At 67.6% G+C, this 26,394-nt stretch carries 19 protein-coding genes; 7 read left to right on the top strand and 12 right to left on the bottom strand.

Going from position 1 to position 26,394, the window contains the following annotated elements; translation table 11 throughout:
- The 8 genes from VG556_RS18365 to prpB all read right to left on the bottom strand — a co-directional run bounded on the left by VG556_RS18365 (nucleotide 1) and on the right by prpB (nucleotide 13,417).
- Complete coding sequence (locus VG556_RS18365) at nucleotides 1–4,908, bottom strand: alpha-2-macroglobulin family protein (protein ID WP_423180036.1); 4,908 nt, start codon at nucleotides 4,906–4,908, stop codon at nucleotides 1–3.
- Nucleotides 4,909–5,137: 229 nt separating this feature from the next.
- Complete coding sequence (locus VG556_RS18360; protein ID WP_014648039.1) at nucleotides 5,138–6,598, bottom strand: bifunctional 2-methylcitrate dehydratase/aconitate hydratase; 1,461 nt, start codon at nucleotides 6,596–6,598, stop codon at nucleotides 5,138–5,140.
- Nucleotides 6,599–6,744: 146 nt separating this feature from the next.
- Nucleotides 6,745–7,923, bottom strand: a complete 1,179-nt coding sequence (gene prpF / locus VG556_RS18355; RefSeq protein ID WP_100450466.1) for a 2-methylaconitate cis-trans isomerase PrpF — start codon at nucleotides 7,921–7,923, stop codon at nucleotides 6,745–6,747.
- A 60-nt stretch (nucleotides 7,924–7,983) separates the two neighbouring features.
- Complete coding sequence (locus VG556_RS18350; RefSeq protein ID WP_238381476.1) at nucleotides 7,984–8,271, bottom strand: type II toxin-antitoxin system RelE/ParE family toxin; 288 nt, start codon at nucleotides 8,269–8,271, stop codon at nucleotides 7,984–7,986.
- Nucleotides 8,258–8,515, bottom strand: coding sequence for a type II toxin-antitoxin system ParD family antitoxin (locus VG556_RS18345; RefSeq protein ID WP_032957090.1), 258 nt, complete (start codon nucleotides 8,513–8,515; stop codon nucleotides 8,258–8,260). The genes VG556_RS18350 and VG556_RS18345 overlap by 14 nt, the downstream gene beginning before the upstream one ends.
- 99 nt (nucleotides 8,516–8,614) lie before the next feature.
- Nucleotides 8,615–11,233 carry a Fe/S-dependent 2-methylisocitrate dehydratase AcnD gene (gene acnD, locus VG556_RS18340; RefSeq protein WP_100450467.1) on the bottom strand — a complete coding sequence of 873 codons (2,619 nt, stop codon included), beginning with the start codon at nucleotides 11,231–11,233 and terminating at the stop codon, nucleotides 8,615–8,617.
- Between the two features lie 97 nt (nucleotides 11,234–11,330).
- Complete coding sequence (gene prpC / locus VG556_RS18335; RefSeq protein WP_005418357.1) at nucleotides 11,331–12,488, bottom strand: bifunctional 2-methylcitrate synthase/citrate synthase; 1,158 nt, start codon at nucleotides 12,486–12,488, stop codon at nucleotides 11,331–11,333.
- Between the two features lie 35 nt (nucleotides 12,489–12,523).
- The gene (prpB, locus tag VG556_RS18330; RefSeq protein WP_005418360.1) at nucleotides 12,524–13,417 is read right to left on the bottom strand and encodes a methylisocitrate lyase; all 894 of its coding nucleotides are present in this window, start codon (nucleotides 13,415–13,417) and stop codon (nucleotides 12,524–12,526) included.
- A gap of 153 nt (nucleotides 13,418–13,570) precedes the next feature.
- On the opposite strand from prpB, the gene prpR reads away from it, so the two are divergent.
- Nucleotides 13,571–15,154, top strand: a complete 1,584-nt coding sequence (gene prpR / locus VG556_RS18325) for a propionate catabolism operon regulatory protein PrpR (protein WP_100450468.1) — start codon at nucleotides 13,571–13,573, stop codon at nucleotides 15,152–15,154.
- A gap of 74 nt (nucleotides 15,155–15,228) precedes the next feature.
- Here prpR and VG556_RS18320 read toward each other — a convergent pair whose 3' ends face one another.
- Nucleotides 15,229–15,681 (bottom strand): DoxX family protein, encoded by a 453-nt coding sequence (locus VG556_RS18320; RefSeq protein ID WP_032957082.1) that lies wholly within the window; start codon nucleotides 15,679–15,681, stop codon nucleotides 15,229–15,231.
- A gap of 187 nt (nucleotides 15,682–15,868) precedes the next feature.
- Nucleotides 15,869–16,468 (bottom strand): pyridoxamine 5'-phosphate oxidase, encoded by a 600-nt coding sequence (pdxH, locus tag VG556_RS18315; protein ID WP_049401396.1) that lies wholly within the window; start codon nucleotides 16,466–16,468, stop codon nucleotides 15,869–15,871.
- 40 nt (nucleotides 16,469–16,508) lie between these two features.
- Between pdxH and VG556_RS18310 the strand changes: the two genes are divergently transcribed.
- A complete protein-coding gene (locus VG556_RS18310) occupies nucleotides 16,509–17,336 on the top strand; it encodes a kinase (protein ID WP_046432003.1) in 828 nt (275 codons plus the stop codon).
- A 6-nt stretch (nucleotides 17,337–17,342) separates the two neighbouring features.
- On the opposite strand, the gene VG556_RS18305 is transcribed toward VG556_RS18310, so the two are convergent.
- Nucleotides 17,343–17,546, bottom strand: a complete 204-nt coding sequence (locus VG556_RS18305) for a dodecin family protein (RefSeq protein WP_005410663.1) — start codon at nucleotides 17,544–17,546, stop codon at nucleotides 17,343–17,345.
- Nucleotides 17,547–17,644: 98 nt separating this feature from the next.
- On the opposite strand from VG556_RS18305, the gene VG556_RS18300 reads away from it, so the two are divergent.
- The 5 genes from VG556_RS18300 to mdtD all read left to right on the top strand — a co-directional run bounded on the left by VG556_RS18300 (nucleotide 17,645) and on the right by mdtD (nucleotide 22,289).
- The gene (locus VG556_RS18300; RefSeq protein WP_014648049.1) at nucleotides 17,645–18,187 is read left to right on the top strand and encodes a shikimate kinase; all 543 of its coding nucleotides are present in this window, start codon (nucleotides 17,645–17,647) and stop codon (nucleotides 18,185–18,187) included.
- Nucleotides 18,184–19,296 (top strand): 3-dehydroquinate synthase, encoded by a 1,113-nt coding sequence (aroB, locus tag VG556_RS18295; protein WP_053495220.1) that lies wholly within the window; start codon nucleotides 18,184–18,186, stop codon nucleotides 19,294–19,296. Before VG556_RS18300 ends, aroB begins: the two co-directional genes overlap by 4 nt.
- A gap of 143 nt (nucleotides 19,297–19,439) precedes the next feature.
- Nucleotides 19,440–19,679 carry a WGR domain-containing protein gene (locus tag VG556_RS18290; protein ID WP_014648051.1) on the top strand — a complete coding sequence of 80 codons (240 nt, stop codon included), beginning with the start codon at nucleotides 19,440–19,442 and terminating at the stop codon, nucleotides 19,677–19,679.
- Between the two features lie 25 nt (nucleotides 19,680–19,704).
- On the top strand, nucleotides 19,705–20,787 hold the full coding sequence (gene hemE, locus VG556_RS18285; protein WP_100450469.1) for a uroporphyrinogen decarboxylase: 1,083 nt from the start codon (nucleotides 19,705–19,707) through the stop codon (nucleotides 20,785–20,787).
- Between the two features lie 92 nt (nucleotides 20,788–20,879).
- Complete coding sequence (mdtD, locus tag VG556_RS18280) at nucleotides 20,880–22,289, top strand: multidrug transporter subunit MdtD (protein ID WP_046432009.1); 1,410 nt, start codon at nucleotides 20,880–20,882, stop codon at nucleotides 22,287–22,289.
- A gap of 508 nt (nucleotides 22,290–22,797) precedes the next feature.
- On the opposite strand, the gene VG556_RS18275 is transcribed toward mdtD, so the two are convergent.
- Nucleotides 22,798–26,325 carry a hybrid sensor histidine kinase/response regulator gene (locus VG556_RS18275; RefSeq protein ID WP_111144310.1) on the bottom strand — a complete coding sequence of 1,176 codons (3,528 nt, stop codon included), beginning with the start codon at nucleotides 26,323–26,325 and terminating at the stop codon, nucleotides 22,798–22,800.
- Nucleotides 26,326–26,394: the final 69 nt, after the last annotated feature.

The raw sequence follows: 26,394 nt of genomic DNA, 5'->3' as shown, positions 1-26,394 counted from the left end.
TCACGGCTGTACCACCGTAATCGTGGTCGGGTTGCTGCGGCCGACGCCGCGCAGCTGCGGCCGGTACATGTCCTCCACCAGCGGCGGCGGCACCGAGTAGGTTCCCGGCGTCACCGCGCGTACCAGGTAGAACACGTTGGCCTTGCTGCCACGCGAGAGCTTCAGCGCGGCCACATAGCGGTCATCGCGGAACTCCTCGTGCTTGGTGTCGGCGGCCTCACCACGGTCGCTGATGGTTATGCCATCGACCACCACGTCGGCCCACTGCTTGGCGTCGCCCAGGTTGAAGTTCTCGATTTCCAGGCCCGCCGGCAGCAGGTCGGTCAGCAGCGCATCGGGCATCGTGGTGTCGGCAGTCACCGTGACGCGCACGATCAGCGCTTCGCCTTCCTTCAGCGGGCGCGGCGACCACGGCTTGCCATCGGTGCCGTAGTAACTGCGCTCGACGCCCAGCACACTGTTGTCCGGTGCCGGTGCGCTGCGCGGGATGCCGGCCACATCAATGCTGGCGAACATCGGCGGCTGCCCCTGCGGGGTGAAGCGCACGCCGCTGGCCAGCTCACTGGCGCTGAAGTTGCGGCCGAACAGCTTGCGCTCGCCGATGGCTTCGGTGTTGCCACCGATCACCAGCTCACCGGCCACCAGCGCCTTCTGGTTGGCGGCCAGCGCCTTGCCGAGGCGGGCAATCGCCACCTGTTCCTGCGTGCTCAGCCACATCCAGCCGGCGTTGCGGCGCGCATCCAGGCCACGGCCGAGATCGACCGCACGCGCATCCCAGGCCGGCTTGGCCAGCTTGTTTTCATGGGTCAGCGCGATCATCAGCGCGTCATCACGGATCGCACTGCCGTAGTCGCCGAAGTACGACGGACGTTCACTGCTGGACTTGGCGAAGGCCGCCGCCAGCGCGGCCTGGCCACGCTTGGCATCACCCTGCAGCGACAGCGCCACGCCCAGGTGGACCAGCGACAGGCCACCGACCGCCTTGCTGCGCTCGTTGTCGTACAGCGTGCGCAGGGTACCCAGCGGCGCACGGTTGACCCGGGCCAGCACGTAACCCGAATACGCCTGGTTGGCGAACTTCAGCTTCTCGCGATCCTCCTGGCCATAGAACTGATTGCCGCCGGACAGCAGATCCTCGCTGAGCCGGTTGAGCGCCTTCTGCAGCACGTTGTCGGGCACGGCGAAGCCGGCGTCCTTGGCATCAAGCAGGAACTCGGTGATGTACGGGGTCAGCCACGGGTTCACGTAGCCGTCGTCACCCCACATCGAGAAGTTGCCATTGGCCACCTGCATCGACGCCAGGCGACCAAACGCACCTTCCATGCGCTCTCTACGGGTCTTGGCATCCAGGCCGTCGGCACCGAGCATCGACGACGTCGCCTGGTCCAGGATCAGCGCGGCGTAACCCTTGCTGGTGGTCTGCTCGGCACAGCCATACGGGTAGTTCAGCGCGCCCTGCAGTGCACTGGCGAACGGGATCGGCGGCAGCGGGCTGACCAGCAGGCGGGCATTCACCGACTCTGCCATCAGGCCATCGGTCAGGCTGTTGTCGAGGCTGACCGCGGCCAGCGGATCGAGTGTGCGCACCTGCGAACGCAGCACCTGCGGCCACGCCGCACGCACCGGCAGGTCGTAGCGGCGATCAGCCTTGAAGCCGTTGCCGTCCACCCGCACCCGCACCTTGGCCACGCTGTGGCCCTCGCGAGCCGACAACGGGAAGCTCAGCGTGGTCTTGGCATCGGCATTCAACTGCACGCTGCGGCTGCCCTCACCCAGGTTCAGCGGGCCCTCGCTTTCCACCTTGACGTTGAACTGCCCCGGCTTGCCGGTGAAGTTCTGCACGTCCAGGGTCACGGTGCTGCGGTCGCCCGGGGCCAGCACGCGCGGCATGCTGGCTTCGGCCAGGATCGGGGCGCGCACGATGGTTTCCACGTCACGCTTGCCGTACTGGTCATCGCTGTAGACCAGCGCCGACACGCGCAGGGTGCCGTTGAAGTCCGGCACCTTCAGGCGGATGCGGGCATTGCCCTTGGCATCGAGCTGCACCGGGCCGGAGAACAGGTCCACGGTCTGCACGCGCGCGGTCGGGCGCTTGGCCTGCGGCAACGCCTGCAGCGCCATGTCGCCGCCGAACTTCAGCTTGCCGCTGCCACCATCGAAGCTCTCGATCACCCGGCTGTAGATGTCATAGGCATCGATACCGAGGCGACGCTGGGCGAAGAAGTGCGCGCCGGCGTCGGGCACCGGGAAACGGGTGATGTTGAGGATGCCCACGTCCACCGCCGAGACGGTCACGTGCGCGGCCCTGCCGGCCAGCTGCGGTGCGCTGACCGTTACCGGCAGGTCCTGTTCCGGCCGCATCTGCTTGGGCGCGACCAGGCCGACGGCCACGGTTCGGCCCTTGCGGTCCATCGGCACATGCACCACGCCCACGGCACGGGCCGGGGTGATCTTGCTCGGCGCGCTGCCGCCGCGGAACACCAGCGCGGTGATGTAGACGTCGTGGCGTTCCCAGTCGGCGGTGACCGGGATCTTGAAGGTCGAGCCCGGCTTGGCCTCGATGTCCTGCACATACAGCATGCGGTCGGTCTCGACCATCAGGATGCCCTTGCCGGCGTGCGGCGGGGTCACCGTCACTTCCAGGGTGTCACCGGCCTTGTAGCCGGTCTTGTCCAGGCCCAGCTTGACCTTGTCCGGGCGTGCATCCAGGCCACGGTTGTCATCGCCCCAGCTCCAGCCCGCACGGAACGGGTAGCGGCTGGTCAGTCCGGTGGACGGATCGAACACGTCCACCCGGTACTCGCCCCACTCCACCGGGAAATCGAAGGCGACCGCACTGCTTCCAGCATCGACGGTGCGGGTTTCCTTGTTCTCGAAACGGCGGGTGAAATCGTAATCCCAGCGGTTGTCGTTGAAGGTCCAGTGGTAGTCGCGCAGTTCCCGCACCAGGGTGATCTTCAGGCCCTTGGCTGGCTGCGGTGTGCCGGCGGCATCCACGCGCATCAGTTCGAAGCGTGCGTTGCCGTTGGAATCAGCACCATCGTCGGGGTTGAACAGCGGCCGCACGCCGACCAGCGCGTTGGCCGGCCACATCACCCGCTTCAGGGTACGGGTGACCGTGCGGCCACCGGTTTCATACAGGCTGCCGGACAACACCACGGCGATCGGTGCCTTGGCCTTGGCCGCCTCTTCCGGCAACGCCACATCCTCACGCAGCTGGCCATTGGCCGGCAGCGTGGTATCGATCACGTCCTTGGCCTCGCGCGGCAGCTGCAGGGTCGGGTCACCGAAGAAATAGCCCGGCAGGCCCTCCACCGGCTTCTGCTCGGCAGCCACCGCCATGCGCGCAGTGAAGCGGTTGCCATCGGCCGGCGCGCCGTACAGATAGGCGCCGTTGGCCTGCAGGCGCAGGCCCTCGCCCGGCTTCAGCGTCTTCTGCGCGCTGTCCAGGTCCAGCTTCATGCGCTCGGGCAGGAACTCCTCGATGCGCAGGGTCATGCCCTGGATCGCTTCCTTGCTGGCCGGGTCGGTGCGGAACTCGACCTGCCAGCGCCCGGTCGGCGCCTCGGCGGGGATCACCTGCTCGAAGTTGATGTAGCCCTGGTCGCCCGGCTGCAGGCGGGTCTCGCGGAAGGTCTTGCCGTCGGGCTGCTTCAGGCGCAGGAACACCGGTTGTGCCTTGACCGGCTTGCCGTCGTTGTCGCGCAGCAGCGCGGACAGGCGCACGGTCTCGCCCGGGCGGTACAGGTCGCGGCCGGACCAGGCGTAGACGTCGAACCAGGCGTTGTCACGACCGGCCACGGCGAACTCACTCAGGTCCAGCGCCGGCTGGTTGAACGGCAGGAAGCTGGTGTCCTTGCCACTGCTGGCGACCAGCACGTGGGTGGCATCCAGGGTGTAGTTCAGCAGCGCATTGCCGTTGCCGTCGGTGCTGCCCTTCAGCACCACCTCACCCTTGCCGTCGAGCACGCGCAGGTCGATGCCCTTCAGCGGCGCACCGTCCTTGAGGCCGGCGGTGTGCACGAACAGCTTGTCCTTGTAGGCGCGGGTATGCAGGCCGATGTCGCTGACCGAGAAGAACGCGGTATCGAACTCGCCCTCGTAGTCACCGGTGCGCTTGAGCAGGGCGAAGTACAGGCCCGGCTCCTGCAGTTCCTTGATGTCCTGGGTCGGCAGGTAGGTCAGCACCCGCTCGTTCTGTTTGCCACCCAGGATGAAGCGGTTGACGTAGACCGGCTCGGCCAGCTTGTTGATCGGGCTGCGCTCGTAGTCGCTGCTGAGCTCCCAGCTGCCACGGCGGCCGCCGCGCTGGTACTGGCTGAAGAAGGTCGGCAGGTCCTTCTCGCGCACGCGCAGGAACTCGACGTCGACCTCCGGCACGTTCACCGAGACCACCGGCAGGCCGCGGCTGTCCTTGGCCGGCAGCACGCTGCCCTGCGAGGCGAAACCGACCACCGGCTTCAGCTCGCCGCTGAACACCTTCTGCTTCAGTTCCTTGCCCAGCCGGCTGCCGTCGGCGGCCAGCAGGTCCGGCGAGACCACCAGGCTGAACTCCTTGCCGGCCTCGACGAACGGGTAACGCAGGGTCAGGCCGTCATCGGACAGGGTCCAGCTGCTGTCCTCGGTGCCGACCTTCTCTTCGAAGCGAACGAGTTTGTCGAAATCCTGGGTGCCGACCAGCGGGCGCGAGAACTCCAGCGCCAGCGACAGGCCGTCATTCTTCTGGTCCGGGTAGGCACGCAGCAGGGTGAATTCCTTCACCTGCTCGGCCTTGGTGGTGATGGCTTCACCACTGGCCTTGGGCAGCTGCCCGCTGTCATTGCGGCAGCCGGCCAGCCCCAGCAACAGGCCTCCTGCCAGTACGGCCGCCGCCCATCCCCACCGCTTCCGCCGTGCCGGACCGCTCATGTCGTCACTCCTTGATCGAGGCGGCCATTATAGGCAGGCCACGTCAAGGTGTTGACGCAAATCCGGCAATTGCCGCGGTGCGGGTAGTGCCGGCCGCTGGCCGGCAGTCTCGGTAGCCGCCGACCTTGGTTGGGATTGGGCCCATGCCAACCAAGGTTGGCACCTACCCAAGCGGATCGAGCCACGTGCCCGGCAAGCAGGCTTGGTGTCAGATCCGGTGAAGCGTCCCCTACCCCGGCAGGTACAGGTCCACATAGTCGGTCACCGGCATCGCCGCCAGCGCCACCGGATCCAGCGATGCGGCCAGGATGCGCTGCTGCTGGGTGGTCGGGAAGCGATGGGCCAGGTGCCGGCGGAACTTGTCCATCAGCAACGGGATGCCCTCCTCGCGTCGGCGCGCGTGGCCCAGCGGGTATTCCACCAGTACCTCGGGCAGCTCAGTGCCGTCGCTGAAGCGCACGCTCAGGCCGTTGGCGATGCTGCGCTTGTCCGGGTCCAGGTAGTCGGCGCTGAGCTGCGGATCCTCGTGACAGGCCATCTTCGCGCGCAGTGCGTCGATGCGCGGGTCGGCGGCAACGTCGTCCTCGTAGTCCTGGGCCACCAGCCGCCCATGCAGCAGCGCGATGGCGACCATGTACTGCACGCAGTGGTCGCGGTCGGCCGGGTTGTGCAGCGGCCCCTGCTTGTCGATGATGCGGATGCAGGCTTCCTGGGTGCGGATGGCGATGTGCGCGATGTCCTCGACCCGACGCCCCATCGCGCGCAGCTGCTGATGCAGCGTGATCGCCGCCTCCACCGCGGTCTGGCCATGGAACTCGGCCGGGTAGCTGATCTTGAACAGCACGTTTTCCATCACGTAGCTGCCCAGCGGTCGCTCCAGCGTCAGCGCCTTGCCCTGCATCGATACCGCTTCAAAACCCCAGGTCGGCGCGCTCAACACACTGGGATAGCCCATCTCGCCACTGGCCGCCATCAGCGCCAGGCGCACGCCACGGCTGGTCGCATCGCCGGCCGCCCAGCTCTTGCGCGAGCCGGTGTTGGGCGCGTGCCGGTAGGTGCGCAGCGCCTGGCCATCGACCCAGGCCAGCGACAGTGCATTGAGCATGCGTTCGCGATCCAGGCCGAGCAGCTGCGCAACCACGGCGGTGGTGGCCACCTTGACCAGCACCACGTGGTCCAGCCCGACCCGGTTGAAGGAATTCTGCAGGGCCAGCACGCCCTGGATCTCGTGTGCCTTGATCATCGCCAGCAGCACGTCATGCAGGGTCGGCGCTGGGCGATGCAGGGCCTGCGCGTTGCGCCCCAGCCAATCGCAGACAGACAGGATGCCGCCCAGATTGTCCGACGGGTGGCCCCATTCGGCGGCCAGCCAGGTGTCGTTGAAATCCAGCCAGCGCACCATCGCGCCCAGGTTGAAGGCGGCCTGCACCGGGTCCAGCACGTAGTGCGTACCCGGCACGCGCGCCCCGTTGACCACGCTGATACCCGGCACCAGCGGACCGAGCAGCTTGCTGCAGGCCGGGAAGGACAGCGCTTCCAACCCGCAGCCCAGCGTGTCGAGCAGGCAGTAGTGCGCGGTCTGGAAGGCCAGGGGGGAGTCGATGCGCGCGTCGCGTACGTAATCGACGATGTCCACCAGCAGCGCATCCCACGCTGCACGCTCGTTGGATGGGGTGTGGCTGTCAGACATCGTCGATCTCCTCTTCAGAGCTCAGGCCGCGCCTCCCGGTAGTCGCCAACCTTGGTTGGCGCTGGACGTTGCCCGGGCGGTGCCAATGCCATGCCAACCAAGGTTGGCATCTACCGAAGCATGTGATGCCAGCGCCGACCGGCTGGTTATTCGGCCGGCACCCGCACCTTGCCTTCCATCAATACGCGGGCGCTGCGGCTCATGATGGCCTTGGTCACTGTCCACTGGCCGTCAACAAGGCCGGCCTGCGCACCCACGCGCAGCGTGCCGGAAGGGTGGCCGAAGGTCACCGCTTCGCGTTCACCACCACCGGCCGCGCGATTGACCAGCGTGCCCGGAATCGCCGCCGCCGTGCCGATCGCCACGGCGGCGGTGCCCATCATCGCGTGGTGCAGCTTGCCCATCGACAACGCCCGCGCGTGCAGGTCGATGGCCGAGGCCGGAATGGCCTTGCCGCTGGAGGACACGTAGTCCTGTGCCGGCGCCACGAAGGCCACCTTCGGCGTGTGCTGGCGGGTGGCCGCATCTTCCAGGTTCCTGATCAGACCCATGCGCAAGGCGCCGTAGGCGCGGATCTTCTCGAAGCGCTCCAGCGCCCCCTTGTCCTCGTTGATCGCAGGCTGCAGTTCGGTGCCGGTGTAGCCCAGGTCGGCCGCATTGAGGAAGATGGTCGGAATGCCGGCGGTGATCATGGTCACCTCAAAACTGCCGACGCCCGGCACGTCCAAGGTGTCGACCAGGTTGCCGGTCGGGAACATCGCGCCCGCATCGCCGTCATCGGACGGATCGATGAACTCCAGCTGGATCTCGGCGGCCGGGAAGGTCACGCCATCCAGCTCGAAATCGCCGATCTCCTGCACTTCGCCATCGCGCATCGGCACGTGGGCGATGATGGTCTTGCCGATGTTGGCCTGCCAGATGCGCACGGTGCACAGGCCATCGCGCGGCACCCGGGCCGGATCGATCAGCCCATTGGTGATCGCGAACGGACCCACTGCCGTACTGAGGTTGCCGCAGTTGCCGCTCCAATCGACGAAGGCGGTGTCGATCGAGACCTGGCCGTACAGGTAGTCCACATCGTGGTCCGGCACCGAGGCGGTGGAGATGATCACGCACTTGCTGGTGCTGGAGGTGGCACCGCCCATGCCGTCGGTCTGCTTGCCATACGGATCGGGCGAGCCGATCACGCGCATCAGCAGCGCATCGCGCGCGGCGCCCGGCACCTGAGCGGCTTCGGGCAGGTCCTGCAGGCGGAAGAACACGCCCTTGCTGGTGCCGCCGCGCATGTAGGTGGCGGGAATACGGAGTTGCGGGAGGAAGGTCATCGTCGAATCCACGCGTTTGAATTTCAGGAAATGTCTTGCATCAGTGCGTCAAGACCACGATCAACGCACCACACGCATGATGTCCACGCGGTCCGGTAGATCGAGGTAATAGACGAGGTAGCGTTCGAAGCCCGGAACCAGCATGAACCGCAACGGCACCGGCAGCTGTGCTGCGAGGTCGGCGTGCCGGGTGGAAGCCGAGCCTGGAAACACCGCGATGCGTTGAAGCGTGGCCTCCAACTCGGCGAGAAAGCGGCGACCCAGTACCAGCCCACCTTGCCGTGCAGACCACAGCGCGGCATCGGCTGCGTCGGCTTCGGCCCTTGGCCGCCATTCAATCGCCTTCACGCTCCATCCTTTCGGTTAGTTCGCGACGCATGCGCTCGAATGTGTCGGCCGTCACCGCAACGCCTGGACCAGAAGCCAGCCCCTCGGCTATCAACTGCTTGAGCAGCTCTTCGGCCTTGCTGCGCTGGCGCTGGCGGATCAGGTCACGCACGTAGTCCGACGTACTGGAGTAGCCGCCTTCACGCACTTCCTCGTCCACGAACTGCTTGAGCGGGTCGGTCAGCGAAATGTTCATGGTGGCCATGAGACTCTCCATTGGCAGTTTTTGCCAAGTCAGTGTGCGCCCTGCCCGGGTGTCGGACAAGCCGCCCCCGGCCTCCGGGGGCGGGCATTCAGCCGGCTATCACGCCACCTTGGCACCTTCCAGGAAGTCCTGGGCGAAGCGCTGCAGCACGCCACCGGCTTCGTAGATCGCCACTTCCTCGTCGCTGTCCAGGCGGCAGGTCACTGGCACGATCACGTCCTGCCCGTCGCGGCGGTGGATGACCAGGGTCAGGTCGGCGCGCGGGGTGCGCTCGCCGATCACGTCGAAGGTCTCGGTACCGTCGATGCCCAGGGTCAGGCGGGTGGTGCCCGGCTTGAACTCCAGCGGCAGCACGCCCATGCCGATCACGTTGGTGCGGTGGATGCGTTCGAAGCCTTCGGCCACGATCGCTTCCACACCGGCCAGGCGCACGCCCTTGGCGGCCCAGTCACGCGAGCTGCCCTGGCCATAGTCGGCACCGGCGATGATGATCAGCGGCTGCTTGCGGTCCATGTAGGTCTCGATCGCTTCCCACATGCGCATCACCTTGCCTTCCGGCTCCACGCGCGCCAGCGAACCCTGCTTCACGCTGCCATCGTCGTTGCGCACCATTTCATTGAACAGCTTCGGGTTGGCGAAGGTGGCGCGCTGTGCGGTCAGGTGGTCACCGCGGTGGGTGGCGTAGGAATTGAAGTCCTCTTCCGGCAGGCCCATCTTCGCCAGGTATTCGCCGGCGGCACTGGACGCCAGGATCGCGTTGGACGGCGACAGGTGGTCGGTGGTGATGTTGTCCGGCAGCACCGCCAGCGCACGCATGCCCGACAGTGTGCGCTCACCGGCCAGTGCGCCCTCCCAGTACGGCGGACGGCGGATGTAGGTGCTCTGCGGGCGCCAGTCGTACAGCGGGCTGACCGCCGCGCCATGCTCCACGCGCACGTTGAACATCGGGTTGTAGACGCGGCGGAACTGCTCGGGCTTCACCGAGGCCTTCACCACCGCGTCGATCTCGGCATCGCTCGGCCAGATGTCCTTCAGGCGCACCTCGTTGCCATCGGCATCCACGCCCAGCACGTCCTTCTCGATGTCGAAGCGCACGGTGCCGGCGATGGCATAGGCGATCACCAGCGGCGGCGACGCCAGGAAGGCCTGCTTCGCATACGGGTGGATGCGGCCATCGAAGTTGCGGTTGCCCGACAGCACGGCCGTGGCGTACAGGTCGCGATCGATGATCTCCTGCTGGATGGCCGGATCCAGCGCGCCGCTCATGCCGTTGCAGGTGGTGCAGGCGAAGGCGACGATGCCGAAGCCGAGCTTTTCCAGGTCCGGCAGCAGGCCGGATTCTTCCAGGTACAGCTGCACCGCCTTCGAGCCCGGCGCCAGCGACGACTTCACCCACGGCTTGCGCAGCAGGCCACGTTCGTTGGCCTTGCGCGCCAGCAGTGCGGCAGCGATCACGTTGCGCGGGTTGGAGGTGTTGGTGCAGCTGGTGATGGCGGCGATGATCACCGCGCCGTCGGGCATCAGGCCCTGCGCCTGCTCGGCCCTGCCCGCTGCCAGCTTGGCTTCGTCGGCGATGCCGCGCTCGGCCAGCTCGGCAGTGGCCACGCGCTTGTGCGGGTTGGACGGGCCAGCCATGTTGCGCACCACGCTGGACAAGTCGAAGCGCAGCACGCGCTCGTACTGCGCGGTGGCCAGGTCATCGGCCCACAGGCCGGTGGTGCGTGCATAGTTCTCCACCAGCGCCACCTGCGATTCCTCGCGGCCGGTCAGGCGCAGGTAATCGATGGTCTGCCCGTCGATATAGAACATCGCGGCGGTGGCGCCGTATTCGGGGCACATGTTGGAGATGGTGGCGCGGTCACCGATGGTCAGTGCCGACGCCCCCTCGCCGAAGAATTCAAGATACGCACCCACCACGCGTTCCTTGCGCAGGAACTCGGTCAGTGCCAGCACCACGTCGGTGGCGGTGATGCCCGGCTGCGGCCTGCCGGTCAGCTCGACGCCGATGATATCCGGCAGGCGCATCCACGACGCGCGGCCCAGCATCACGTTCTCCGCTTCCAGGCCGCCAACACCAATCGCGATCACGCCCAGCGCGTCCACGTGCGGGGTGTGGCTGTCGGTGCCCACGCAGGTATCCGGGAAGGCTACGCCGTCCTGCACGTAGATCACCGGCGACATCTTCTCCAGGTTGATCTGGTGCATGATGCCGTTGCCCGGCGGAATCACGTCCACGTTCTGGAACGCCTGCTTGGTCCAGTCGATGAAGTGGAAACGGTCTTCGTTGCGGCGATCCTCGATGGCGCGGTTCCTCTCGAACGCCTGCGGATCGTAGCCACCGCATTCCACCGCCAGCGAGTGATCGACGATCAACTGCACCGGCACCACCGGATTGACCTTGGCCGGGTCGCCGCCCTTGTCGGCGATCGCATCACGCAGGCCGGCCAGGTCCACCAGCGCGGTCTGGCCGAGGATGTCGTGGCACACCACGCGTGCCGGGAACCACGGGAAGTCGAGGTCGCGACGGCGCTCGATCAGCTGCTTCAGCGAATCGCCGAGCGTGGCCGGATCGCAGCGGCGCACCAGGTTCTCGGCCAGCACGCGCGAGGTGTACGGCAGGGTGGCATAGGCGCCGGGCTGGATCGCATCGACGGCGGCGCGCGCGTCGAAATAGTCCAGCGCGCTGCCGGGGAGGTTCTTGCGGTAATCGGTATTCATGGGCTGGCGGAGTGCTTGGGGCGGGCCGGGTGCCGGCGGTGCGGCGGCGAAAGCACCCGGCCGGCATGCGGCCGGCCGGATGGGGACAGCAGGGGGATCAGACGCGCTTGTCGATGGCGACGAAGTCGCGGTCTTCCGGACCGATGTAATTGGCGCTCGGGCGGATGATCTTGCCGTCGATGCGCTGCTCGATGATGTGCGCGCTCCAGCCGGCGGTGCGCGCGATCACGAACAGCGGGGTGAACATCGCGGTCGGCACGCCCATCATGTGGTAGCTGACCGCACTGAACCAGTCCAGGTTCGGGAACATCTTCTTGATGTCCCACATCACCGATTCCAGGCGCTCGGCGATGTCGTACATCTTCATGCTCGACTGTTCTTCGGACAGCTCGCGGGCCACGTCCTTGATCACCTTGTTGCGCGGATCGGAGACGGTATAGACCGGGTGGCCGAAACCGATCACCACTTCCTTGCGCTCGACGCGCGCCTTGATGTCCTCCTCGGCCTCATCCGGGTTGTCGTAGCGCTTCTGCACTTCGAACGCCACTTCGTTGGCGCCGCCATGCTTCGGGCCACGCAGCGCACCGATGCCACCGCAGATCGCGCTGTACATGTCGCTGCCGGTACCGGCGATGACACGGCAGGTGAAGGTCGAGGCGTTGAACTCGTGCTCGGCGTACAGGATCAGCGAGGTATGCATCGCCTTCACCCACGAATCCTGCGGCTTTTCGCCATGCAGCAGGTGCAGGAAGTGGCCGCCGATCGAATCATCGTCGGTTTCCACATCGATGGCGCGGCCGTTGTGGCTCCAGTGGTACCAGTACAGCAGCATCGAACCGAGGCAGGCCATCAGCTTGTCGGCGATGTCGCGCGCGCCCGGGTGGTTGTGGTCGTCCTTCTCCGGTGCCACGCAGCCGAGCACGGACACGCCGGTGCGCATCACGTCCATCGGGTGCGCCGACGGCGGCAGCTCTTCGAGCGCGGCCTTCACCGCGGCGGGGATCCCACGCAGCGACTTCAGCTTGGCCTTGTACGAAACCAGCTCGGCGCGGGTCGGCAGCTTGCCGTGCACCAGCAGGTAGGCGATTTCCTCGAACTCGCTGGTGTTGGCCAGGTCCAGGATGTCATAGCCGCGGTAGTGCAGGTCGTTGCCGCTGCGGCCCACGCTGCACAGCGCGGTGTTGCCGGCCGCGGTGCCGGACAGGGCGACGGACTTCTTCGGCTTGAAGGTCGGGGTTGCGGTCGTATCGTTCATGTTTCCCTCCGAAACTTGATGGTGCAGGGTACTGCTTATTTCTTGGCGGCGAACAGCGCATCGAGCTGCTGCTCGAAGGCGTGATAGCCGATGCGGTCGTAGAGTTCCTCGCGGGTCTGCATGGTTTCCACCACGTTGCGCTGGTGGCCATCGCGGCGCACCGCCTGGTAGACGTTCTCGGCGGCCTTGTTGGCGGCACGGAACGCCGACAGCGGGAACAGCTGGATGGCGACGCCGGCCGAGGCCAGTTCATCGCGGCTGAACAGCGGGGTGGCGCCGAATTCGGTGATGTTGGCCAGCACCGGCACCTTCACCGCGTCGACGAAGCGGCGGTAGGTATCCAGATCGTAGGCGGCCTCGGCGAAGATGCCGTCGGCACCGGCCTCGACACAGGCGATGGCGCGCTCGATCGCCTTGTCCACGCCGTCCACCTGGATGGCGTCGGTGCGCGCGATCAGGAAGAAGTCCGGATCGGTCTTGGCATCGGCAGCGGCCTTCACACGGTCGACCATTTCACCCTGCGAGACGATCTCCTTGCCCGGACGGTGACCGCAACGCTTCGCACCGACCTGGTCCTCGATGTGGCAGGCGGCCGCGCCGGCCTTGATCAGCGACTTCACGGTGCGCGCGATATTGAACGCGCTCGGGCCGAAGCCGGTGTCGATGTCGACCATCAAGGGCAGGTCGCAGACATCGGTGATGCGGCGCACGTCCACCAGCACGTCTTCCAGGGTGTTGATGCCCAGGTCCGGCAGGCCCAGCGAGCCTGCGGCAACGCCGCCACCGGACAGGTAAATGGCACGGAAGCCGGCGCGCTTGGCCAGCAGGGCGTGGTTGGCGTTGATCGCACCGATCACCTGCAGCGGCGATTCGGCAGCCAGCGCCTCACGGAAGCGGGCACCGGCGGAGAAAGGGGCAGAAGCGGTCATGCGACGATCCAGGTTGAAGTACGGATAAGGAAGCGCAAGCACCATGCCAAGCTGCAAGCGGTTGATTTCACGGGAATAACTGGCATGCAGCAGTGGAACATATGAAACATTGAAACGGATGTATCATGAAACATCCTCCCCGAACCCGCCGCCATGTATCTGCCCCGCTCCCCCCTGCGCCATGCCGATGCCGACCCCGGCCGTCCGGTGATCTGGACGGTCAGCGTCTCGCGGCTGACCGGCCTGCTCGGCGACGTGATCCCCGAGTTCGACCGCCGCGCGCGTATCGAACAGATCAACCTCGGCTTCGAGGAAGCGGTGGAGGTGATCGGCCAACGCCTGCGCCGCGAGCACTGCGACGTGGTCATCGCTGGCGGCTCCAACGCGGCCTGGCTGCGCGGCCGGCTGGAACTGCCGCTGGTGCCGATCCAGGCCAACGGCTTCGACCTGATGGAAGCGCTGGCCCGGGCACGGCGTATCGCCAGCCGCATCGGCCTGGTCACCCACGCCAGCGACGTACCGGTGTTCAGCAACTTCCAGCAGAGCTTCGGCCTGGATATCGAGCATCGCCGCTTCGTCACCCGCGAGGACGCCCGCGACTGCATCGCCGACCTGCGCGCCAACGGCATCGAGGTGATCGTCGGCACCGGCATGGCCATCGACCACGCCGAACAGGCCGGCCTGCCCGGGGTGCTGCTGTATTCGGCCGACTCGGTGCGGCAGGCGTTCGAACATGCGCTGGAACTGACCCAGACCCTGGCACGTTCCGGCAGCAACCGCGCTGCACCGCGCCGGCGCCCGGCAGCGCGTGCCGATGCGCATGAACTGCTCGGCGACAGCGACGCGATGGCGCAGGTGCGCGCGCAGATCGCGCTGTATGCCCCACATGACAGCACCGTGCTGGTCAGCGGCGAAACCGGCACCGGCAAGGAGCTGGTCGCACGCCAGCTGCACGCCGCCAGCGGTCGTCGCGGACGCTTCGTCGCGCTGAACTGCGGCGCGATCAGCGAATCGCTGCTGGAAGCGGAGCTGTTCGGCTACAGCGATGGCGCCTTCACCGGCGCACGTCGTGGCGGCCGCGTTGGCCTGGTGGAAGCTGCAGATGGCGGCACCCTGTTCCTGGACGAAATCGGCGAACTGCCGCTGCCGCTGCAGACCCGCCTGCTGCGGGTGCTGGAGGAACGTGAAGTGCTGCGCGTGGGTGCCACCGAACCGACGCCGGTGGACCTGCGCGTGGTCGCCGCCACCCTGCAGTCGCTGGAGCAGCGCGCGGCGACCGGCAGCTTCCGCCGCGACCTGTATTACCGCCTGGCCGCGCTGCGGATTGCCCTGCCCTCGCTGCGCGCCCGACGCGGTGACATCCCGTTGCTGGCGCAGCATTTCTTCCGCCAGCTGCGTGGCATCGACGCGCCATTGGATGAGGCGGCGCTGGCGGTGCTGTGCGCGGCCGAGTGGCCGGGAAACGTGCGCGAGCTGCGCAATCTGGTCGATCGCCTGCGCATCCACTGGCAGCCCGGTGAAGGGCTGATCGATACGGCGCGGCTGCTGCAGCTGGCACCCGAGTTGGTGCATGAAGGTGTCGCGGCGTTGCCGCTGGAAAGCAACGGCAGGCGCCCACCGCGGGCTACGCTGGAAGCACTGTTGCGGGAACACCGGCATGATCGCGAGGGCATGGCGCAGGCGCTGGGCGTGTCACGCACCACGCTGTGGCGCTGGCTGCGCGCGGAGGACCTGTAAAGCCGAGCCCATGCCCGGCTGATGTTCCCGCGTAAGCAGCCGAGCATGGGCTCGGCTCTACAGGGTGCCTGTCGTCAGCGCGCTTCGATGGCGAACCGTCCACTACCCACTGCGGCAATCCACAGCAGCAGTACGCCCAGCGGCACTTCGCTCAGGTAGAAGAACCAGCTCAGCCAATCCAGCACGCCAAGCCCTGCCGGAATGCGCGCGATGCCATCGGTCAGCGCAGCCACTACGCAGATCGCCGCCAGCAGCAGGGCTGAGGGGCGGCTCAAAAGGCCCAGCACCAGCAGACCACCCGCAATCCACTCGATCGCACCGAGTACCGGCGCACTGAACACCGGGAATGGGATACCGGCGTCGACCAGCGTATGCACCATGCGCTCGCGCCCGGCGTCGGTGAACACCTTGTTCCAGCCGGAAACACAGAACATCACCCCGGCGACGATGCGGGCGAGCAGCAACAACAACGCTTCCACGCCGCGGCGTGGTGGCGGCACGGCAAACAGGCAACGCCAGGAGGGCATGGCAACTCCGCAGATCGAGGGCATCGCAGCGAGTGTGCCCGTCGCCGACCTGCTCGTGCATGAAGCGGACCAGTCCGTTCGCGACAAACGCAGGTTGCTGTAGAGCCGAGCCCATGCTCGGCTGCTCCTGCGAGAACATCAGCCGAGCATGGGCTCGGCTCTACAGCAGCCCCGGCACCACCCCGCCTTACGGGTACAGCAGGCGCTTGCTCCAGCGCCCTTCGGCGCCGGCTTCATAGCACCAGCGCTCGTGCAGGCGGAACTGCGCGCCATACCAGAACTCGATGCGGTCAGGCACCACGCGCAGGCCGCTCCAGCCCTCCGGGCGCGGCACGTCCTTGCCCTCGAAGCGGGCTTCGACCTCGGCCACGCGCGCATCGAATTCCTCGCGCGTTGCCAGCGTCTTCGACTGCTGCGAGGCCCACGCGCCGATCTGGCTCATCCGCGGGCGGCTGGCGAAATAGGCGTCGGCTTCGGCATCGGCGACCTGCTCGACACGGCCTTCAATGCGCACCTGGATGCCGGCCTCGCGCAGGCTGCGCCACAGGAACAGCAGCGCGGCCTGCGGATTGGCCTGCAGCTCCTGGCCCTTGTGGCTGTCCAGGTGGGTGTAGAACACAAAGCCGCGCTCATCGAACGCCTTCAGCAGCACGGTGCGCGCCGAGGGGCGACCCTGCGTATCGGCGGTGGCCACGGTCATCGCGTTCGGCTCGACCTCGCGGCTCTGTTTGGCCTCGTCGAACAGGCCGGCAAACGTGGACAGGGCTTCGGCGTACAGGTCGCTCATGATTGCGTTCTTCTCACACGGATTGGGCTATTGTGGCTGCATGGCCGCTGCTGCGTATATGCCCCAGGTGAAAGGATTCCCCGAAACATTGGCCGAACAGGCGCTGGATGATGCGCTGGGCAGCGGCGCAGCGGTTCCAGTATTGGCGATCAGCGGCCTGCAGGGGAGCGGCAAATCGACGCTGGCGGCGCAGGTGGTGGCCCGTGCCCAGGCACGCGGCCTGAACGCAGCCACGCTGTCGATCGATGATGTCTACCTGACCCGCGCACAGCGCCAACGGCTGGCCCGCCAGGTGCACCCACTGCTGATCACCCGCGGCCCGCCCGGCACCCACGACCTGCCGCTGGCCCATGCGGTATTGAACGCCGTGGCCGCACGCCAGCCCTTCGCAATGCCGCGCTTCGACAAGCTGGCCGACGAGCGCCTGCCCGAAGCACACTGGCCGCAGCTGCAGCAACCGCTGGACCTGCTGGTATTCGAAGGCTGGTTCCTGGGCACGCCCGCGCAGGATGACGACGCGCTGGACAGCCCGTTGAACGCACTGGAACGCGAAGCCGACGCCGATGGCCGCTGGCGGCGCTGGTGCAACCAGGCGCTGGCCCGTGACTACCCGGCGTTGTGGCAGCGCTGCGACCGCCTGTGGTTCCTGCAGCCGCCGGATTTCTCGGTGGTACCACGCTGGCGCTGGCAGCAGGAGCAGAACCTGCAGGCCGCGCAGCCGGGCCGGCACGGCATGAGCCGGCCACAGCTGGAGCGCTTCGTGCAGTACTACGAGCGGGTCAGCCGGCAGGCATTGAGCGCCCTGCCCGCCCTGGCCGACCACGTGGTGGTGCTGGACGGCCAGCGACAGGTGCAGGACGTGCGCTGAACGCGCCTATTCCACCAGGAAAGTCACCCGCAGGTTGACCCGCCATTCGGTGATCTCGCCGCTGCCATTGGTGACCACCTTGGTCTCGTTCACCCAGGCGCCCTGGATGCCCTTGACCGTCTCGGAGACCTTCTTCAGCCCGCTGCGCACGGCGTCTTCCACGCTTTTCGGCGAGGACGCAGTGATTTCGATGACCTTGGCGACCGTCATGGCCTGTACTCCGTCTGGCGCGGGAGACCCCGCAGGAACGCCCACCCTGACGTGAAGAACGTAAAGGCCAGGGCACGGAGGTGTTAGCATCAGAAGGCATGAATCCTGCTCCGAACCTGATCCTGATCGGCCCGATGGGCGCCGGCAAAACCTGCATCGGCCGCCGCCTGGCCGAGCGTTTCACGCTGGACTTCGTCGATGTCGACCAGGCCATCGTCGATGCCGCCGGCGCCAGCATTCCGACCATCTTCGAGCACTCCGGCGAAGCCGGCTTCCGCAGCCATGAACGCCAGGCGCTTGCGCGGGTACTGGAAGGCCGTGGCCAGCTGGTCTCCACCGGTGGCGGCGCCGTGCTGGATCCGGACAATCGTGCACTGATCGCCCGGCGCGGCTTCGTGGTCTATCTGCGGGTCAGCGTGGCCGAACAGCTCGAGCGCCTGGCCCGCGACAAGGGCCGGCCGCTGCTGCAGCGCCCGGACCGCGAGCAGGTGCTGCACGATCTGGCCGCACACCGCGACCCGCTGTACCGCGAACTGGCCGACCTCACCCTCGACACCGACCCGTATACCGCTGCCGATGCGACCGCCCAACTGGTGGTCAAGCTGGCCACGCAATGGCAGCGCCAGGACCTGACCGCATGACCTCCCCCGCCCTGCTGCAGGTCGCCGTTGGCGGCGACCGCCCCTACTCCATCACCATCGGCGCCGGTGCCCAGGCCGATGGCACCGCGCTGGCCTCGCACGTGCGCGGCCGTCATGTGCTGCTGCTCAGCGACAGTGAAGTCGCCCCGCGCTATCTGGCGCCGGTGAAGCAGACGCTGCTGGCCGCTCGCCCCGACCTGGTCATCGGCGAGCACGTGCTGGCCGCGGGCGAAGCCTCCAAGACGCTGGCCGAGTTCGGCCGCGCGATCGAAGCGCTGGCCGCGCTCGGCGCCACCCGCGACGCCTGCGTCTTCGCCCTCGGCGGCGGCGTGGTCGGTGATCTCGCCGGTTTCGCTGCCGCCTGCTGGATGCGCGGCGTGGACTGCGTGCAGCTGCCGACCACCCTGCTGGCAATGGTCGATTCGTCGGTGGGCGGCAAGACCGCAGTCGACATTCCGGCCGGCAAGAACCTGGTCGGTGCCTTCCATCCACCGCGTGCGGTCATCGCCGATACCCGCGTGCTGGCCACCCTGCCGCCACGCGAGCTGCGTGCCGGCCTGGCCGAAGTGGTGAAGTACGGCGCGCTGGGTGATGCCGTGTTCTTCGAGTGGCTGCAGCAGCATGCCGATGCGCTGCTGGCCGGCGAGGATGCGGTGCTGGCCGAGGCCATCGCGCGCAGCTGCCGGCACAAGGCCGCCATCGTCGAGCGCGACCCGTTCGAAAAGGGCGAGCGTGCCCTGCTCAACCTCGGCCACACCTTCGGCCACGCCATCGAGACCGAACAGGGCTATTCGGCCCCGGGCCGCGATGCACTGAACCACGGCGAGGCAGTGGCGGTGGGCATGGTACTGGCGGCGAAGCTGTCCACCGACCTGGGCCTGGCCGACGATGCCGACCGCGCGCGCCTGCAGGCCCTGCTGGAACGCCTCGGCCTGCCGGTGGCGATCCCGGGCGGGCTGGAGCCGCAGGCCCTGCTCGGCCGCATGCGCCTGGACAAGAAGAACGTGGCCGGCCGCCTGCGCCTGGTGTTGTGGCGCGGGATGGGCCGTGCCGAAGTGGTGCCGGACGTGGATGAGGCGGCGGTGCTGAAGGTGCTGTCGGTCCGGTAGTGCCGGCCGCTGGCCGGCAACGTCAGCAACGAGGAGGTCGGCCAGCGGCCGCCACTACCGGGCTGCGCGGCAGGATTGCCGGCCAGCGACCGGCACGCCGGCGTTGCGGCCGGGGTCACCCTGGCCCCGCTACAATCGGCGCCATGCACGTTTACCTGCAACATCCCGACGCCGGTGCGCAGGCACCGCGCTTCCTGCGCCTGAGCCTGCTGCCGGACCTGTTCGGCGGCTGGGAGCTGCTGCGCGAGAGCGGCCGTGTCGGCAGCCGCTCGCAGCTGCGGCGCGAGCTGTTCCTGCAGGCCGACGACGCCCGCCACGCCTTCGAGAAGGCCCGTGATGCCGAACTGCATCGCGGCTTCCAGATCCTTTCGCACGGCGACTGACGCCGCTGCTCCTCCCGTCCAAGGAATGCCCATCGTGACCAGCCCTCTCCGCAACGATCGCCTGCTGCGCGCCCTGCGCCGCGAACCGGTGGACTGCACCCCCGTCTGGCTGATGCGCCAGGCCGGCCGCTACCTGCCGGAATACCGCGCGACCCGGGCCAAGGCCGGCAGCTTCCTGGCCATGGCCAAGACCCCGGAGATCGCCTGCGAAGTCACCCTGCAGCCGCTGCGCCGGTTCCCGCTGGACGCGGCCATCCTGTTCTCGGACATCCTCACCATTCCCGACGCGATGGGCCTGGAGCTGTACTTCGTCGAAGGCGAAGGCCCGAAGTTCCGGCACCCGGTGCGTGACGAAGCCGCCATCGCCCGGCTGGCGGTGCCGGACATGCAACAGGACCTGGGCTACGTGATGGATGCGGTACGGCTGATCCGCCGCGAGCTGGACGGCCAGGTACCGCTGATCGGCTTCTCCGGCAGCCCATGGACGCTGGCCTGCTACATGGTGGAAGGCGGCGGCAGCAAGGATTTCGCGCGCATCAAGGCGATGGCGCTGAACCATCCGCAGGCGCTGCACCGCCTGCTGGAGGTCACCACCGAGGCGGTGATCGCCTACCTCGGCGCGCAGCGCGCGGCCGGTGCGCAGGCGCTGCAGGTGTTCGACACCTGGGGTGGCGTGCTGTCGCCGGCGATGTACCGCGAGTTCTCGCTGCGCTACCTGCAGCGCATTGCCGAGGGGCTGGAGCGCGGCGAAGGCAGCGAGCGCACGCCGCTGATCCTGTTCGGCAAGGGCACCGGCCTGCACCTGGAAGCGCTGTCGCAGACCGGCGCCGATGCACTCGGCCTGGACTGGACGCTGGACCTGGACGAGGCGATGCGCCGCACCGGTGGCCGCGTCGCCCTGCAGGGCAACCTCGACCCGACCACGCTGTACGCCTCGCCGGATGCGATCGCCGCGGCCGCCGCGCGCGTGCTCGACACCTATGCCGCCGGCAACGGCGGCTCGCGCGAGGGCCATGTGTTCAACCTTGGCCATGGCATGTCGCCGGACATGGACCCGGCGCATGTACAGGTGCTGGTCGACGCAGTGCACGCGCACAGCCAACGCTGAGCATTCCGCATGCAGGTACGGCGCGACCTTGATCGCGCCGTGACCCGCAGTGCGCGATCATGGCGGCCCCCACGCTGCACCGGCCGCACCCCATGTCCACATCGCCATCGACCTACAACCGCCAGCGTCCCCTGCTGTGGCTGGTGTCCCTGGCGATCTTCATGCAGATGCTGGACTCGACCATCGTCAACACGGCGTTGCCGGCGATGGCGGCCAGCCTGGGCGAGAGCCCGCTGCAGATGCAGTCAGTGGTGTTCAGCTATGCGCTGGCGGTAGCCACCTTCATTCCCGCCTCGGGCTGGATCGCCGACCGCTACGGCACCCGGCGCACCTTCCTGGTGGCGATCATCCTGTTCACCCTCGGCTCGCTGGCCTGCGCGCTGGCCCAGCACCTGCACCAGCTGGTCGGTGCGCGCGTGCTGCAGGGCATCGGCGGTGCGATGCTGCTGCCGGTCGGCCGGCTGGCGGTGATGCGCTCGGTGCCGCGCGAGGATTTCCTGCGCGCGATGAGCTTCATCGCCATCCCCGCGCTGGTCGGCCCGCTGATCGGCCCGACGCTGGGCGGCTGGCTGGTCGAGATCGCCTCATGGCACTGGGTGTTCCTGATCAACCTGCCGATCGGCGTGATCGGTTTCATCGCCGCGATGAAGATCATGCCCGACCATTACGCCAGCCACCGCACCCGCTTCGACCTGCGCGGCTACGTCATGCTGGCCTTCGCGATGGTGGTGCTGTCGCTGGCACTGGACGGCATCTCCGGCCTGGGTACACCACACGCACTGGTGATGCTGATGACCGTGGCTGGCCTGGCCGCGCTGGTGGGCTACTGGCTGCACGCCGCCAACTCGACCGCACCGTTGTTCTCGCTGGCCCTGTTCCGCGTGCCCAGCTACCGCATCGGCATTCTCGGCAACCTGTTCTCGCGCATCGGCAGCAGCGCGATGCCGATGCTGATCCCGCTGCTGCTGCAGGTCGGCCTCGGCCTGGGCCCGATGCATGCCGGCCTGATGATGGTGCCGGTAGCGGCCGCCGGCATGGTCTCCAAGCAGCTGGCGGTGAGGCTGGTCGAGCGCTTCGGTTACCGCCGCGTGCTGATGGTCAACACCGTGCTGGTCGGCCTGGCGATGGCCAGCTTCATCCTGATGACACCCGGCCAGCACCTGGCCTGGCGCCTGCTGCAGCTGGCGTTCTTCGGCGCGGTCAATTCGCTGCAGTTCACCGTGATGAACACCGTGACCCTGCGCGATCTGGACCGTGAGTTCGCCAGTTCCGGCAACAGCCTGCTGTCGATGGTGATGATGCTGGCCGCCGGTTTCGGCGCCGCAGCCGCCGGCAGCCTGCTGGCCGCGTTCGGCACCCACCTGGACAGCACCGACGCCACTGCGGCGTTGCATGCCACGTTCCTGTGCGTGGGCGCGATCACGCTGACCTCGACGATGATCTTCTGGCAGCTGCCCGACACCAAGCCCGAACCGCGGCAGGTCGAGCACGTCGCGGAGTGAAGGTGGTTCGGCAGGGCCTGCGGCCCTGCACCTGCGGTAGTGCCGGCCGCTGGCCGGCAACAGCAACAGCGAGCATTCCGTGGGTTGACGGGGCGGTGCGGGCTTGCAGGACACGCCGTAAATCCCGCTCCGCGGTCCGGCCCAGCCGCCGGCGGCTGCGCGTTCGGGCGCTCGCGAAGCAGTGCTTCGCAAGCAAAGCGCCCTCACCCATGGGGGCTCGATGGCGCCATCCATGGCGCCAACGGTCCTGCAAGCCCACACCGCCCCACCTCTGACAGGTTCACGCGGCTGTGGGTAACGGCGACTGTTGGAACGCGCGGTTGTTGGTAGGTGTCGACCTTGGTCGACACATCTGTCAGATATCGAATTCCAGATTGGGGTCAGAGCCCGTTGCGCAGCAACGGGATCCGACCCCGAGCTCCGACAGATCGCGGAAAACTGTCGAAGGCGGGCTTTTGACGTTGACGTTGATTCTGCAGGTGCAGGACTGCAAGCCCTGCAATAAACCCTATCTGCCCATCACCCTGGCAATCGCTTCCACCAGCAGTTCACCGGTCACCGGCTTGCGCAGGAAGCCGCCGATGCCGGCCGCTTCCACCTGCTGCTGAAGGTCCGGATCAGTCCGCGCGGTCACCGCCAGCAGCGGCAGCATGTAGCCCTGGTTACGCAGGTGCTGGGCCAGTTCGAAGCCGCTCAGGCCGGGCAGGTCCAGATCCAGCAGGCCGACGTCGAAATCGCCGGCACTGATCTCGCGCAGCGCCGCCAGCGCATGGCCGGCATGCACCACCTCGTGGCCGCGTGCGCTCAACAACCCCCGCACCACATCGGCCACGGTGGCATCGTCCTCGACCAGCAGCACCCGCAGCGGTGGCATGTTCGCCGCATCGTCGCGATGCCCCTCGGCGGACACCTCGGCGTCACCGTCCACCACCAGTGGCAACGGCAGGGTGACGCCGAAGCAGGTGCCCCGGCCCAGCTGGCTCTCCACCTGGATCCGCCCCTGCATCGCTTGTGCCAGCTCGCGGCAGATCGCCAGGCCCAGGCCGCTGCCACCGTACTGCGCTGCCGTACGTGCACCATCGGCCTGCTCGAAGCGTCGGAACAGGCGCTGCTGCTGTTCCTGGCTGATGCCCGGGCCGGTATCACGTACCTCGAAATGCAGCGCGCGCAGCTCGCCATCGCAACGTGCATGCAGGGTGATGGTGCCGCGGCTGGTGAATTTCACTGCGTTCGACAGCAGGTTCAGCAGGATCTGCCGCACGCGCATGGCATCACCGGTCGCCTGCAGGCCCGGCGGCAGCTGGTTGTCCAGGACGAAGCGCAGGCCCTTCTGTGCAGCCAGCGGGCCCATCAGCGCCGCCAGATCCTGCAGCAGGCCATTCAACGCAAACGACTGCGACTGCAGCTCCAGGCGCCCGGACTCGATCCGCGCCAGGTCCAGCGCATCGTTGACCAGATGCAGCAGGTGCTCGCCCGCATGCCGGATCGACTGCGTGTAGCCGCGCTGCTGCGGGTCCAGTGGCGAGGCCAGCAGCAGCTCGCTCATGCCCAGCACGCCGGTCATCGGCGTACGGATCTCATGGCCGAGGTTGGCCAGGAAGCGGGTCTTGGCCGCCGAGGCCTGCTCGGCCAGTTCCTGCTTGTGCAGCGCCAGCTGGTAGGCGTGGCGCCGCTGCAGGCGGCGTCGGTACAACCAGGCGAACCAGCTGGTCAGCAGCAACCCGACCGACGCCAGCACCAGCAGGCCGGACAGGCTGCGCCACCACGGCGGCTGCACGCGGAATTCCAGGCTCTGCACACGCGACCACACATGGTCGGCCGAGCGTGCCTGCACTTCCAGCCGGTAGCTGCCCGGCGCCAGGCGCGAGAACAGGCGCTCGCCCGCCGGACCGACTTCAACCCAATCCGGGTCGTAGCCGGCCAGGCGGTAACGGTAGGTATTGGACGCCGAGTCGGCAAAGGACAGCAATCGCGCGACGATGCGCAGGTCGCGATCGCCATCGGCGATCTGCAACGGCGCATCGTGGGTCATGTCCAGCACCTGTTCGTTGCGGCGCACTTCCACCCGCTCGATCACCAGTGGCGCGCGACGTACCGAAGGCCGTACCTGCTCCGGGTCGAACACCACTGCGCCTGCCGCCGTTCCGGCCACCAGGTGGCCATCGGCCGCTGCGATCAAGGTGTGCTCGCGGAATTCCTGGCTTGGCAGGCCGTCGTGCACGCCGTACAGGCGCACGCTCTGCCCATCGGCACTGACACGTACCAGGCCGCGTGCGCTGGTCGCCCAGGCCACGCCCTGCGCATCCACCACCAGTCCAGAGGCGGAGATCGCCGGATAGCCCTGTTCGGCACCGACCACCGCCTGCCGTTCCAGCCGCCCCTGGCTCCAGCGGTATCGCGACAGGCGCCCGTCCTCGGACAACCAGACCTGGCCGTCACGGCCCACATGCAACGCATGGATGGCCGTTGCCGGCGCACCCGGCACCGGCTGGAAGCGTTCGCTTTCCGGCAGCCACTGCAGCAGGCCACGGCTGCTGGCCAGCCAGATATGGTCCTGCGGACCGCATTCCACATCGAGGTTGAGCTGGCCCTGCTGCAGGCCGCGCTGGCCATTGTCCAGCTGGCGCCGCAGGCGTCCGTCGAGATCACGTTGCTGCAGGCCAGCGGGCAGCATCAACCAGAGGCTGTCGCCGTCGCAGGTCATCATCGCTTCGATGACCCCTTCCATCGCCGCATCGGCACCGGCATCACGGCCCCAACGACGCAGTTCGCGCCGTTGCGGGTCGTAGCGCACCAGTGCATCGGTCGATCCGATCCAGACCTGGCCACGCCGGTCCTCGCGCACCGAGGTCAGCCAGTGCATGCCGTTGACCCAGGTGCGGTGCTGCTCGATCCTGCCGGTCTTCGGATCGAAGCGGTCCAGCGCGCCATGGCTGCCCACGGTCCAGACACCGCCATTGCTGGACGGGCTGGTGCCCAGCACGAGCGCATTGCGCAGCGAGCTGGGGTCGTCCTCCAGCCGCGACAGCACCGAGAACTGCCACCAGCGTGGCAGCAGGTGCCACAACCCGGCATTGGTGCTGGCCAGCCAGATGCCACCTTCGCGGTCCTCATAGGCACCGGTCCAGTTCGGCCGCACCGGACCGCGTGCGATCGCGCTGTACAGCGGCACGGTCTGGTACTGGCCGTCGACCGCACGTCCCAGACCGGTGCGCGTATCCAGCCAATGTCCGCCCTGCTCGTCGCGCAGCATCATGCCCAGCACCTGCTCGCCTGGCGGCAGCTTCCACGGTGGTGCCTCGAAGCGGCCATCCGGGCGGCGCACGGTGGCCCCGGCCATCGTGCTGATCCACAGGCTGCCATCGGGCTCGGCGGTCAGCCCGTTGATCAGCAGGCTGGGAATGATGTCCGTACCGACACGCTCGAAGTCGGTCCCGGTCCAGCGTGCCACGCCATGCTTGGTGCCGATCCACAGGCTGCCATCGGCCAGCGTGGCCAGGTAGGGCACCGACGACGAAGGCAGGCTGCGCGGATTGTTCGGCTCGGGCAGGAAGCGCTGCAGGCGGTCCTGGCTGTCCAGGCGGTACAGGCCGCCTTCGTGGGTACCGAACCAGATCGAGCCATCAGGCGTGCTGGCCAGGCTCCAGACCGTGTTGGTGCCCATCAACGGCTGGCTGCTGCGGTCGTAGAAGTGCAGCTGCCGGCGGTCGGCCGACATGCGCACCAGGCCAGCGTTCTCGGTGCCTATCCACAACTGGTTGCGGGCATCGACCAGCACCCTCCAGATGCGGTTGTCACGCAGTCCATCCTCGGAACGCCACACGCGGTAGGTGCGGCCGTCATAGCGGGCCAGGCCATCGTTGGTGGCGATCCACAGGTAGCCGTACCGGTCCTCGGCCATGCGGTTGACGGTATTGGACGGCAGGCCATCGAACACCGTCACCTGCCGCGGGCTCGGAGGCACCGGCTGTGCCGCAGCGGGCAACGCGCCGCACAGGAGGACCAGCAGCAGCATCGCCGCCCGCAGATACACCACCGATTGCCTCCTCACGCTGGTCCTGATGATTCCCGCGCTGCGGGCGTCGGCATGGTAAACCGAAAGTCG

It is taken from the genome of Stenotrophomonas sp. CASM106, assembly GCF_049384825.1.
GTDB lineage: Bacteria > Pseudomonadota > Gammaproteobacteria > Xanthomonadales > Xanthomonadaceae > Stenotrophomonas > Stenotrophomonas muris.
This window is presented reverse-complemented; position numbering and strand designations above follow the sequence as displayed.